The 11,903-nt window shown below is 44.4% G+C and carries 10 protein-coding genes and 1 tRNA gene; 4 read left to right on the top strand and 7 right to left on the bottom strand.

Annotated elements, in window-relative coordinates; genetic code table 11:
• Positions 1 to 49: 49 nt before the first annotated feature.
• Both U0R10_RS05405 and U0R10_RS05400 read right to left on the bottom strand, forming a co-directional pair.
• Positions 50 to 679, bottom strand: coding sequence for a Crp/Fnr family transcriptional regulator (locus tag U0R10_RS05405; protein ID WP_377982927.1), 630 nt, complete (start codon positions 677 to 679; stop codon positions 50 to 52).
• 83 nt (positions 680 to 762) lie between these two features.
• The gene (locus tag U0R10_RS05400; protein WP_377982926.1) at positions 763 to 1,797 is read right to left on the bottom strand and encodes a Gfo/Idh/MocA family oxidoreductase; all 1,035 of its coding nucleotides are present in this window, start codon (positions 1,795 to 1,797) and stop codon (positions 763 to 765) included.
• A 47-nt stretch (positions 1,798 to 1,844) separates the two neighbouring features.
• Here U0R10_RS05400 and U0R10_RS05395 point away from each other — a divergent pair, with 47 nt between their 5' ends.
• Both U0R10_RS05395 and U0R10_RS05390 read left to right on the top strand, forming a co-directional pair.
• Positions 1,845 to 2,849 carry a glycoside hydrolase family 43 protein gene (locus U0R10_RS05395; protein ID WP_377982925.1) on the top strand — a complete coding sequence of 335 codons (1,005 nt, stop codon included), beginning with the start codon at positions 1,845 to 1,847 and terminating at the stop codon, positions 2,847 to 2,849.
• A gap of 22 nt (positions 2,850 to 2,871) precedes the next feature.
• Positions 2,872 to 3,150 carry a hypothetical protein gene (locus tag U0R10_RS05390; RefSeq protein WP_377982924.1) on the top strand — a complete coding sequence of 93 codons (279 nt, stop codon included), beginning with the start codon at positions 2,872 to 2,874 and terminating at the stop codon, positions 3,148 to 3,150.
• Here the strand turns inward: U0R10_RS05390 and U0R10_RS05385 are convergent.
• Positions 3,142 to 4,143 (bottom strand): sugar phosphate isomerase/epimerase family protein, encoded by a 1,002-nt coding sequence (locus tag U0R10_RS05385; RefSeq protein WP_377982923.1) that lies wholly within the window; start codon positions 4,141 to 4,143, stop codon positions 3,142 to 3,144. The two genes, U0R10_RS05390 and U0R10_RS05385, sit on opposite strands and share 9 nt — an antisense overlap.
• Positions 4,144 to 4,344: 201 nt before the next feature.
• Positions 4,345 to 5,859: a serine hydrolase domain-containing protein gene (locus tag U0R10_RS05380; protein WP_377982922.1), complete on the bottom strand. Its 1,515-nt coding sequence runs from the start codon at positions 5,857 to 5,859 to the stop codon at positions 4,345 to 4,347.
• Positions 5,860 to 5,927: 68 nt separating this feature from the next.
• Here U0R10_RS05380 and U0R10_RS05375 point away from each other — a divergent pair, with 68 nt between their 5' ends.
• Positions 5,928 to 7,310 carry an ATP-binding cassette domain-containing protein gene (locus tag U0R10_RS05375; protein ID WP_377982921.1) on the top strand — a complete coding sequence of 461 codons (1,383 nt, stop codon included), beginning with the start codon at positions 5,928 to 5,930 and terminating at the stop codon, positions 7,308 to 7,310.
• 88 nt (positions 7,311 to 7,398) lie between these two features.
• Here the strand turns inward: U0R10_RS05375 and U0R10_RS05370 are convergent, their stop codons facing one another.
• Entirely contained in the window at positions 7,399 to 8,667 is a 1,269-nt protein-coding gene (locus tag U0R10_RS05370; protein WP_377982920.1) for a M24 family metallopeptidase, read from the bottom strand.
• Between the two features lie 56 nt (positions 8,668 to 8,723).
• On the opposite strand from U0R10_RS05370, the gene U0R10_RS05365 reads away from it, so the two are divergent.
• A complete protein-coding gene (locus tag U0R10_RS05365; RefSeq protein ID WP_377982919.1) occupies positions 8,724 to 9,704 on the top strand; it encodes a glycosyltransferase family 9 protein in 981 nt (326 codons plus the stop codon).
• 63 nt (positions 9,705 to 9,767) lie between these two features.
• Here the strand turns inward: U0R10_RS05365 and U0R10_RS05360 are convergent.
• Together U0R10_RS05360 and U0R10_RS05355 are read right to left on the bottom strand one after the other, a co-directional pair.
• Positions 9,768 to 9,840: transfer RNA gene (locus U0R10_RS05360), tRNA-Thr, on the bottom strand.
• Positions 9,841 to 9,901: 61 nt separating this feature from the next.
• Positions 9,902 to 11,896 carry a DUF349 domain-containing protein gene (locus tag U0R10_RS05355; protein WP_377982918.1) on the bottom strand — a complete coding sequence of 665 codons (1,995 nt, stop codon included), beginning with the start codon at positions 11,894 to 11,896 and terminating at the stop codon, positions 9,902 to 9,904.
• Positions 11,897 to 11,903 lie beyond the last annotated feature (7 nt).

Genomic DNA, 11,903 nt, shown 5'->3' with positions numbered 1-11,903 from the left:
TTTAGGCATGCAAATTGTCACTTAATTTAATTTTCAGTCGTGATGTATATCACAGTCCCTTCAAATTGATGATTTCAATTTGGTTTTTATTGATTTTAATAAATCCTTTCTCGGCAAGTTTTTTCATCAACCGCGAAATAACCTCACGCGAGGAGTTTAATTCCGTAGCAATATCTGTAAATGAAACCTTGATGACATTACTTTTTAAACTCTTTTGATGTTGTTTTAAATACCACAATAATCGCTCGTCCAAATTACGAAAGGCAATGTGGTCAAGTGTATCCAACAATTCCTCAAATCGTGAACGATAAGTTTCTAAAACGAACTGATACCACGTTTTATATTTAGCAGCCCATTCATCCATTAATTCAACTGGAATGGTCATTACTTCCGTGTCTATCAAAGCCTTCGCCATAATCTGACTATTGAGATTACGGGATGCACACGTCATGGAAATCGCACAAGCTTCACCTGGGTGTAGGTTGTACATGAAGACTTCATTTCCCTCATCATCCTCACGAAAAACCTTAACGATTCCCTTGGTAACTAACACAGCCGAGCGAATGCTTTGGCCTGTTTTCATTAGAAAATCATCTGCTTGAAATTTTCGAATGACTCCTACTTGTTGGATCTTCTTTTTTAATTCAGGCTCAAAATTGGCAAGGATATTTGATTCCATGAGTTTGTTTTTAAATTCCCCAGACTAAAGTCTGGGGTTATTATCTCTATGTTATTAACCCCAGACTTTAGTCTGGGGAATTCCTAATAAGCAATTACTTTTTTCTCTTGACTACTTTCCATCGCCGCATCGATCACCCGCATGCTATTGATTCCATCTTGAACGGAAACCGATGGTGTCGCATCGCCGCGTAAAGATTGATAAACATTTTCATAAAAGGCCATAAAATCACCTTTTTCAGAAACTACCCGGTCAGGATTCGAACCATCTACATGTATCAAACCGTAATCTGAAGGACTATCCAGTCCCCATTCTTTTCCTTGTGGCTTTAGACCTGCATCGAGGTCAATTTCTTGTCGGTCCGAACGAGTCTTGATAAAGCTGCCCAACTTCCCATGCAACTGAAACGCAGGAATCGGCGCTTTGAAATAATAGCCTGCCTTCAATCGAACACGCATTTCTGGGTAATACAGTAATATCTCAAACAAATCTTCTACCTCCGTACCCGGACGTGTTTTACGCAAGTCGGCAAATACATGCGTCGGTTTTCCAAACAAATGCAAGGCCTGATCAATGATATGCGGCCCCAAATCAAATATGATTCCAGCCCCCGGCCCAGGAACTTCCTTGTGCATTTTGGGCGATTTGATTCCATTAAATCGATCAAAGTGGAATTCCGCTTCAACCAATTCGCCCAGTTGGCCCGAGGTATAAACCTTTTTAACCGTTAAAAAATCTGAATCCCAACGGCGATTTTGGTAGACAAAAATATGTTTGCCAACCTCTGAAGCTATTTGTTGCAATTCCAATGCTTCGGCTGTCGAGTTCGTAAATGCTTTTTCAACCACGACATGTTTACCAGCTTTCAATGCTTTGGAGGCATATTCGAAATGAGTGGGGATGGGGGTATTGACGATAACTAATTCAATATCAGCATCTTGGATGACTTCGTCTAGCGAATCATACGAGTGAGTTCCAGGGTAGGCTTTTTGAATGTTTTTTTGGCTGCGTTCGTAGGAGCCAACGAGCTCGAAGCCGGGATGAATTTCGAGGAAAGGGGCGTGAAAAATGCGTCCCGACATCCCATAGGATAATAATGCGGTTTGAATTGCTTTCATGAAGTAAAAATAAGAAATTTAGGGCTTTGATATACAAACCTATTCAGATGAAAAAAATACTCGTTTTTACATTCGTGAGTTTTGGGGCATTTGCTCAGCAACCACTTGTTTCGCATATCTACACGGCAGATCCTTCTGCCCACTTATTTCAAGGAAAAATCTACATTTATCCATCGCACGACATTGATGCAGGTGTCAAAGAAGATGACATGGGTAGCCATTTTGCGATGAATGATTATCATGTGCTATCACAATCAACGCCCGCTGGCCCTGTGACAGATCATGGAGTTGCTTTAAAATTAGCAGATATTCCTTGGGCGGGTAAGATGCTTTGGGCACCAGATGCGGCAGAATCAAAAGGACAATACTATTTATATTTCCCTGCCAAAGATAAAGAAGGCATTTTCCGCATCGGAGTAGCTAGTTCGGCTAAACCAGAAGGTCCATTTAAAGCGGAGCCTAATTACATCGAAGGTACTTACAGCATTGATCCTTGTGTATTTAAAGATGCTGATGGATCTCATTACATGTATTTTGGGGGTATTTGGGGAGGCCAATTGCAACGCTGGAAAATGGGGCACTATATGGCGAATGATGATAGCCAACCGGCAAACGATCAGCCAGCATTGATGGCCAAAGTGGCTAAGCTCGATAAAAATATGAAGGTGTTAGCTGAAAAGCCACGTGATGTGCAGATTTTGGATGCGGCGGGAAAAGTACTTTTATCCTCCGATCATGACCGTCGGTTTTTTGAGGCTGCTTTTGTACATCAATATAACGGGAAGTACTTTTTCAGCTATTCTACAGGCGACACCCATAACATTGCCTATGCAACGGGATCAAGTCCTTATGGACCGTTTACGTACCAAGGCGTGATTTTAAAACCGGTTAAAGGTTGGACCAATCACCATTCCATAGTCGAACAAAATGGCAAATGGTATCTCTATTTCCATGATGTGCAATTATCAGGCAGAACGCATTTACGCAATATTAAAGTAACTGAATTGAAGTATCGTGCGGATGGATCCATCGAAACGATCACGGCCTATTAATTAAATTCCTATATTTAGGTCTATGAATCGAATAGATCTTCCCTGGATAAATCAGATTAAACAACACCGACAGCCCGATGGACATAAAAAATCCTTCGGGCATGTGTTGATTATCGCCGGAAGTCCGGGTAAAGTTGGCGCCGCTTTATGTGCGCAAGAATATGCACCTGATGTGGCTGTTCGCCTGGGCGCTTACATTCATGGCTTGTCGGGGGATTTGGCGATACAAAAAAAATCGAAGGCCAGTTTAGTGGCCTCCGACTTGATTGATCATTTGAGTGAAATTAGGCTGTTAGACTAAGATTGCTTTCGCGTATTCCACACATTTTTTCACTTCTGCTACGGCATCTGAACCAGCTGGAATGTCATATTCCAATTCGATTGTTGCCGGGAAGTTGTATTTGTTCTTCTTCATGGCCGTTAAAATCTCCTTTAATGGAGTATCTCCTGTGCCCCACACCAAGTTTTTCGCACCGTTTTCTTTCGACGTACGGTCTTTGATGTGCAATGACGTGATGCGATCTTTTTTCGCTTCTAGTAAGGCTAATAAACTTGCCGTTGTATGTGGCGCACCTACCGCGATGTAGTGACCAGCATCTAAGTTCATGGAGTTATAAGGTGATTGTGCCAAAGCTTCATCAAAAGCCGTGTCCTTTACTTGTAAATGGGCGTGATATCCGAAATAGATACCGTGTTTCGCACCTAGATCTCCTAGACGTTGGGTTTGTTTCGGGTCAGTTGGCAATTCAACCGTCACCGATTTAGCCCCTAAAACCTTAGCAGACTTTAATGCATATTCTACTTCGCCATCTGAATTGTTCGGGCCAAAGGCATTTGGCTTGTACGCATAAACGCTGATTCCAGCTTTATCCAATTTCGCGCGAACTTCTTTGAATTTGTCCATAGAAACTGACTCACGCCATGCCTTAACATCTTCCTGGTATTTTTTCATGGCGGCACGTTGCTCGTCGGTGAGCGTAGGACGCGGCTGGCCTGGAACCCAACGCATCTGTACCGGATTGACTGGCTTGCCAGCATATTCCTCAACTGCATCGCCCATTAATTCAGTCGCTGAAATGCCGCATTGTGTTAAGTATCCGATGATATCATCAATGGATCCTGGCATGCTACGGTATGAATACGTGATGCAACCGATTTGAACGCCACCAAATTTCGAATCTGGTTTCGCGGAGCCAAAAGCAAAGGCTGCTGGTTTGGCAAATAAAAGGCCTAAAGAGGCAAGGGAGCCGGCTGCTAAAAATTGCCGACGGGAGTTATTGTAATTCTTTTTCATAGGAGTACAGGTTTGTTAACTCAAGTATAGGAATCCTTTTTGATAATTGTATCCTTTGGTCAAAATTTTGCGACGAAATCTTTAGGAGGTGAGAAGTAAGAGGTAAGAACTAAGAGTTTAACTAAATCAAAACACCTCTTACCTCTCACTTCTTACCTCTCACCTCTCACCTCTTACTTCTTACCTCTCACCTCTCACCTCTTACTTCTTACCTCTCATCTCAATCTTCGTTCCCGGCTCAAATGAATTCACCACCTCAACCACCTCCGGTTTCCAGGTAAAGGTCCAGCGATGTGGGCTTTCGAAGTAGCGAAGCGTGATTTCGAGCGATTGATCGTCTAATTGTCGGTAGCTACCTGCATAATCAAAAGGTGCTTTTTTGGCTAAATCTACCCGTGCTGCGCGTAGCATGTAGGGGCCAACCAGTTGTGATTTTCCAATACCCCAAGTTCTGAATCCTAGTTTAAAGGCATGCTGGGTAGAATCTTTAGTCGTGATGATTAATTCGGCCGCTTCTCCTTTGGTTTTGATTTGCATGCGCGCAAAATCAAACTGATTCTTTTCTAAGGTAATCGCTGCTTGTAAGCTTTTGAAAGGAAGCTCATTTGTAGGAGCATCCAGTTGTCTCGACGCATTAAATTGCTTTAATGAAGCTAAAGCCTTTGGATTGGGAGCTAATGCTTTGGCTTGAAATGCCGGCAATAAATGTTGCCACACTTGGTTCAAGTCATCCGGTAAGTCATGTGACTCGGAGGTAATAATCAAAACCGCATCTTGTTCAGGCATCATTAAGATATACTGGCCAAAGGCCCCATCTCCACGAAATGAATTATTCCGGCTCCGCCAAAACTGATAGCCATATCCTTGAATCCAATCTGCATATTGTCCAGTTGCCCGTTTTTCTGCCGATGCATCCGGCTCTTGGTCGATGTGCTTGCTGGTTGCCTCTTCCACCCAAGCGGCAGGAAGTATTTGTTTGCCTTCGAACTTACCGTTGTTTAGGTAAAGTAAACCTAGTTTAGCCATGTCTTCCGTTTTGACGCGGATCCCCCAGCCACCTACGTTGATGCCTTTTTGATCCGATTCCCAATCGATTCCGGTGATATGCAAGGGATCTAATAAGCGTGGTTTTAAATAAGCCAAAGTCGTTTCGCCAGTCACTTTCTGAATAATGGCGGAAAGCATATAGGTTGCCAGTGTGTTATAAAGGAATTTCGTGCCTGGTTTGGCTACAATCGGTTGATTCAAGAAACCACGAATCCAGTCGGGCTGCATCACGATGACACTGCGCAGTGGTTCTTTTTCATGGCCAACTGACATCGTCAATAGATCTTGTACGCGTAAATCTTGAAGAAAGGGTTTGTCCTTTAGGTCTGCATATTCCGGGAAAAATGAAAGGACTTTATCTTGAACGCTGAGTCGTTTTTCAGCGACTGCAAAACCTATAGCAGTTGAGGTCCAACTTTTCGAAACGCTGTACATGGAATGCACTTTATCTGCGGCATAGGGTTTCCACCACGCCTCGGAAATCACCTTCCCATGCCTAATGAGCATATAGGAATGCAATTCATGGCGTTTTGGATCAATTTTTTCGATGTATTGTTGGATCGCTGCAGATGAAATTCCTTCCGCTTCGGGTGTACTGCGAGGTAATGATTGGGTGAAGGCGGGTAGGGCCAACAAGCTTATTAGGCCTATTAGGAATAGTTTTTTCATGGTTTATCGGTTTAAAGCAGGCTAAATGTATGAAAAATGCGGTAAATTGTTGGCTGTTTATTTCCCCTATGTCCACAGAAATCGTTGCGCGTGTCATTCATTTATCGGCCTCTTACGGGCCCCATGAAGTGCTGAAAGACATTTCGTTTGAGATAGGTGCAGAAGATTGTTTAGCGGTTGTGGGGCCGATGGGTTCAGGAAAAACAACGTTAGCCAAAGCGCTCTCGGGTCGTTTGTTTCGAAAAGGGGAGGTGTGGTTTCAGGGATCATTTGTGTTGTATGTGGAGCAGCAACATCACTTTAAGAATCGCAGTAATATTTCTGAATTTTATCTCCAACAGCGTTTTAATTCAGCTGATTCGGAAGATTCGTATACCGTTCGAGAGGAATTGGCTGAACTTGATGTGGCTGAATATGTGACCATGTTTAAGCTAGAAGGCTTGTTGGACAAGCCATTATTACAGCTTTCCAACGGCGAGAATAAACGCTTGCAGATTGTGAAAGCATTAGGCCAAAGGCCCGATTGGTTGTTATTAGATAATCCGTATTTAGGTTTGGATGTTGCTGGCCGGGCGGTATTGTCGGCAGGATTAAGTCAATTACAAGCTCAAGGCATCCGATTCATTCTGTTTTTATCGGGAGGGGATATTCCTGAATTTGTGAATCGAGTGTATAGGCTTCGCAGGGATGTTCCTGTGATCCCCAAGCTAAAGCATCAGGATGAACATTTTAACCCCATGCTTCAGCATGGGGAGAGAAATAATAACCCCGGGCTTCAGCCTGGGGATTTAGGAGATTCTCCTATCGTTTCTTTACGAAATGTCACGATTCGTTATGGGTCCAAAACCATTTTGGATCAATTTTCGTGGACGATCAATCGTGGCGAACGCTGGGTGTTGAAAGGGCCAAACGGCGCAGGAAAGTCTACTTTATTGAGTTTGATCACGGCGGATAATCCGCAATCCTATGCGCAGGATATCACGTTGTTTGGTCGAAAGCGGGGTACGGGGGAAAGTATTTGGGATATCAAACGGAATATAGGGTATGTCAGTCCGGAAATGCATTTGTATTTCAAGGAAACAGGTACTTCGTTTGCCGTGGTGGCTTCGGGTTTGTTTGATTTATTAGGTGTTACTCGCAAGGTGAACGAGCAACAAACCGAGCAGGTGGATGGTTGTTTGGCGATGTTTGGTTTGGGATATATACGTGATCGTCCTTTTCATACGCTTTCCACGGGAGAGCAAAAGATGATTTTGATTGCGCGGGCATTTGTGAAAAATCCACCGTTATTGATTCTGGATGAACCTTGTCAGGGTTTAGACCAAGAACAAGTCCAACGGGTCAAAGATGTCATTGATCACCTTACGGCGACATCGGATATGACGCTAATCTTTGTTTCACATTACGCAGAAGATGTTCCGAGCTGTGTTAGTCGGGAATTGACTCTGTAAAGACGCGATACTTCGCGTCTATTCCCCAGGCTAAAGCCAGGGGTTAATAACGATTGGATTTAGCCTAGGGAATCGATGCTTCGCGTCTCTAAACAAATGGCTGATTGATCGAAGGACTCGGCTGACTAAACCATTTCGGGCCTTGCGCTGTCATATACACACAATCTTCAAGTCGTACTCCGAATTCCCCAGGGATCGCAATCGTAGGTTCAATCGAGAAACACATCCCCACTTGCAGCGGTAATTTATTCCCCTTAACCATATTTCCCCATTCATGCCCATCCATTCCGATACCATGTCCGGTGCGGTGTGGAAGTCCTGGTAGTTTATACTCTGGGCCATAACCCGCTTTGACTAAAGTTCCTCTGGCCGCCAAATCCACATTTTCACATGGCGCACCTAATACCGCCGCCTCAAATCCGGCTTGCTGGGCCCTTTTTTCTAAATTCCAAATGTCAATTTGCTTCTGCGATGGCTCACCAAAAACCACGGTCCGCGTAATATCGGATTCGTATCCATCCACTTGGCAACCGCAATCAAGCATGACCACATCACCTTTTTTGAGAATTTGTGGTCGAGAACTACCATGTGGAAAGGAAGTCGCCACCCCAAAAGTTACGGATGCAAAACCGTGCTGGGCGCCCAATTCAGTGTGTTTTTGAGCTATTTTTTGACTTATCTGACGCGGATTGCAACCTTCTGTTAACGCCGCAATTCCCGCTTGAATGGCTACGGTGGTGATGTCATTGGCCCGCTGCATGAGGGCGATTTCGGTGGGGGATTTAATTAGCCGACAAGCCACCGAGATGGGATCGCCGCTAACGAGTTCAAAGGAAGGACCTGCCTTGCGGAGTCCGTCCACAATGAAAAAGCGAGCTTGTTCTTCGATGCCAATTTTCCCTTGGCGGAATCCTAGATCTTGTATGGTTTTGATGCACAGTTGGAACGGGTTTTCATCCTCGTGCCAGGTGCGAATTTGCTTGCCAACTTTAATCATTTCGAGTAATCGGTCTTCCTCGAAGTATGGGCAAATGTAAGTTAGTTCGCCTTTGGCAGGTAAAATCACCAACATGCTTCGCTCGGATGGGTACCAACTCAGCCCTGTAAAATACTGCATGCTGGTTCCTGCATCCATGATGAGGGCAGCCATTTTGTTTTCCTGGAGTAATGATTGTGCTTTTTGGATACGACCCAAACGTTCTTCGATGCTAATCGGTGATGCAGGATGCAGGTCATTCGATGTAAAAATGGGGAGGTGAGTAGCTAGGGCGCTCATCCCGATGCTATTTTGAAGGAATTGTCTACGTGCAATCATTTGCGTCTGAGGTATATCGGCTAAATTTAGAATTAATTCCACGAAACTGATAATCTGTGGTCTTTTTTTGGCAAATTTGTTGCTGTTTATCACACCGCATGCGCTTACTTTTCATTCGTTTTTCGGCTATTGGAGATATTGTTTTGGCATCTGCGGCTTTCCGTTGTGCCAAACAGCAATTGCCCGGCGTCGAAATTCATTTGTTGACCAAGCGTTCCATGAAGGCCGTGACGGAGGCGAATCCGTACATCGACCAATTCCATTATTTTGATTCGGATTTAGCAGCAACCATTGAAGAGTTGAAAGGCTATTCCTTCGATTATATCGTTGACCTACACAAGAATCTGCGCAGTTTTCGCATCCGATTAGCCTTGGGTGTACCGGTTTTGGCCTATAACAAACTGAGCGTTGAGAAGTTTTTATTGACCAAATTCCAAGTTAACCGCATGCCCGATCGGCATATTTCCCTTCGCAGTGTGGACGCATTAGCTCCGCTGGGGGTAGTGTACGATGGAAAAGGGCTCGATCACTTCATTCCAGCGGGTACTCAAGTGTCAGGATTATTCCCCGAAGGATATGTGGCCTTGGTTATAGGTGCCTCGTATGCCACGAAGAAATTGCCCTTGGAATCACTCAAGCAATTAGTCAAGCTTATTCCTCATCCCATCGTATTGATCGGTGGTCCAGAGGAAAAGGTAGAAGGTGCTGAAATTGCGGCACTAGATCCTGATCGGATACTAAATACATGTGGAATGTATTCCTTACATGAATCCGCCGCTTTGGTTCGCGATGCGCGTCTGGTCATTTCACATGATACGGGCATGTTATATATCGCCTGCGCTTTTGAGAAAAATGTGATAGCGATTTGGGGTGCGACTTCGCCAGCCCTCCAAGTGGAGCCATTTATGCCCGAAAACTCTAAAACACGCGTTTTTCAAGCGATAGTACCTAATCTAACTTGCCAGCCCTGTTCTAATTTCGGCACCAAAACCTGCCCTAAAGGTCATTTCAATTGTATGAAACAGCAGGATTTGCCAGCGATTGCGCGGCAAGTAGGGGAGATGTGGCAGCCAGCCTAACGTCCAATGTCTAACGTCTAGCGTCCAACAAAAAACCCCCGACATTTCTGTCGAGGGTAGAAGAGCCTCCTGTCGGGATCGAACCAACGACCTACTGATTACAAATCAGTTGCTCTACCAGCTGAGCTAAGGAGGCGCATTTCGGTTTACAAAAGTAGTGTTATTCTCCTAAATCGCAAAACCGAAGTTTAAAAAAATTAACTTTTTTTCAGTTTCTCCAATTCTTTTTCCGCCGCCTCAATTTTCTTTTCTACCTCCGCACGCAGCTTATCACTGTTTTTCGACTTCGTAAAGAACTCTAAGTTATTGGTTAACACGGCAATATCATTTTCCAAGGTTTGGATCTTCTTACGCTGATCCGCCGATGGGGCAGAACCTTCGGAAGATGAACCTGCCGACTCCGTTTTCAATGATTTCAATTCAAATCCCCAGGCCGCTAATTGCTCCTTCGGCTGGGTACGCGCCAAATCAATTAACGCATTCCACGAATTCCGGAAACTCTCTTGAATCGTTTTCACATCCTTACGTGGCACAAATCCAATGGCATCCCAGTTGGCCTTGATCGTGCCCAACTTCGCTAATGAACTTGGATCGGTTAGCATCGCAGCCATCTCCGTCAATATCGCCTGCTTCGCAACTAAGTTCGCTTCAAACTCCTCATCCTTCGCACCTTTAGACGCCGAACGCTTTAAGTTGAAATACGCATCACATGCCGCTTTGAATTTGGCATAAATGCTATCCTTTTGCTTCTCTGGTACATGACCGATATCCTTCCACTTTTTCTGCAATTCAATCACCTGATTCGTGATTTCCGCAGTATCTGTTCCCACCGCTACGATGCCTTCCACCTGCTCAATCAACAATAGCTTCGCGGCCAAATTAGCCTTGCGCTCCGCATCAATCTTCGCAAAAAACTCACTCTTATGCTTAAAGAATAACTTCAAATCAGCCCAAAATTGGTGACTCACTTCTTTGCCTCCATCACGTGGTAAACCACCTTTCAGTTTTCCCCATTGCTCCTGCAAAGCTAAAACAGCCTTTGACGCTTGGTTCCATTCGGTGATCGTTGCCGACTGGAATGATGCGTAGGTATGCATCAAATCACCCAACTCCTTTTTGATCTTCAAATTCTCCTCAAATACAGCTTTATTGGCATCATTAATCTGACGCTTTTGCTCGAACAACACATCCAACGATTTCTTCACTCGCTGCCACATCGCCTCATTTTCCTCCCGTTGGGCAGGACCAATATGCTTGTATTCGTTAAATAATTCTTCCGCTTCCTTCAATAGGGCAGGAACTTTTGTCGAAGTAGCTACGGATGCGGCTAATTTTTCCAATTTGGCCGCAATGATTTCCTTCGCTTGTAGATTCTTTTTGCGATCTAATTCCAACAGCTCATAAAAAATTGAACGGTTAGAATAAAAACGATCGACTAATGCATGATATGACTGCCAAAGTGTTTGGTTCATCGGCCCTTGAACAGACCCCAATCCTTTCCACTCTTCTTGTATCTTTTTAAATGCCTTGAAACTCGCATTTACATGCGCCGGATCCGAATAATCATCCGCATCTACCAAGGTTCTTAATTCATTGATTAAGCGCGTTTTGCCTTCCAAAGCTTTCTCGCGTGCCTTTTCCAATGTTTGGAAAAAAGCTTGTTTCTCCGTCCGAAGACTAGCTAAAATTTGTTCTACCGCATGAATCGCCTCATCTTTGAAATCAAATCCTTCATCAGAGCCTTCATTCGCTGATTTAAACGCCTCAATCGCTGCTTGCTTTTCCGCTTGCTTCAACTGATTCCATGCTTCTTTGACTTCCTTCGTGATCTCATCTACCTTTTTATAGGTCGCCGCATGCGCATGTGCCGACGCGATTTCTTTGATCTTGCCAAAGTAGGTTAAGAAATTATCCTTCGTAGCCACCGCCAAATCAAATAGAGGATATTCCACCTCTTTAACGGGTGAAGGCGCCTCGACAACTTTCGATAGCATTTCTACTGTCTCCGCTGGTGCCGCTTCTTCTACTTCACTGGGAAGTGTTTCTGCTTGAGGAGCCTCGACTTTTTGGGAAAGTATTGCTACTGCCTCCGTAGTAAGTTCAGGTGCCTCTTCTTGTATCGAAGGCGTTTCTGTCGTCTCAGATGGTACGGGTACGTTTTCTTCTTCAGCTGGATTCTGATCAGTCGTCATGTTGTCG

This window comes from Aquirufa avitistagni, assembly GCF_042715545.1.
GTDB lineage: Bacteria > Bacteroidota > Bacteroidia > Cytophagales > Spirosomataceae > Aquirufa > Aquirufa avitistagni.
The sequence above is the reverse complement of the archived record's forward strand: the minus strand, read 5'-3'. Positions and strand labels throughout refer to the sequence as shown.

Bases quoted from the DNA above. Each gene is read 5' to 3' on its own strand.
- U0R10_RS05405 (WP_377982927.1), bottom strand. From the start codon at position 679: ATGGAATCAAATATCCTTGCCAATTTTGAGCCTGAATTAAAAAAGAAG.
- U0R10_RS05400 (WP_377982926.1), bottom strand. From the start codon at position 1,797: ATGAAAGCAATTCAAACCGCATTATTATCCTATGGGATGTCGGGACGC.
- U0R10_RS05395 (WP_377982925.1), top strand. From the start codon at position 1,845: ATGAAAAAAATACTCGTTTTTACATTCGTGAGTTTTGGGGCATTTGCT.
- U0R10_RS05390 (WP_377982924.1), top strand. From the start codon at position 2,872: ATGAATCGAATAGATCTTCCCTGGATAAATCAGATTAAACAACACCGA.
- U0R10_RS05385 (WP_377982923.1), bottom strand. From the start codon at position 4,143: ATGAAAAAGAATTACAATAACTCCCGTCGGCAATTTTTAGCAGCCGGC.
- U0R10_RS05380 (WP_377982922.1), bottom strand. From the start codon at position 5,859: ATGAAAAAACTATTCCTAATAGGCCTAATAAGCTTGTTGGCCCTACCC.
- U0R10_RS05375 (WP_377982921.1), top strand. From the start codon at position 5,928: ATGTCCACAGAAATCGTTGCGCGTGTCATTCATTTATCGGCCTCTTAC.
- U0R10_RS05365 (WP_377982919.1), top strand. From the start codon at position 8,724: ATGCGCTTACTTTTCATTCGTTTTTCGGCTATTGGAGATATTGTTTTG.
- U0R10_RS05355 (WP_377982918.1), bottom strand. From the start codon at position 11,896: ATGACGACTGATCAGAATCCAGCTGAAGAAGAAAACGTACCCGTACCA.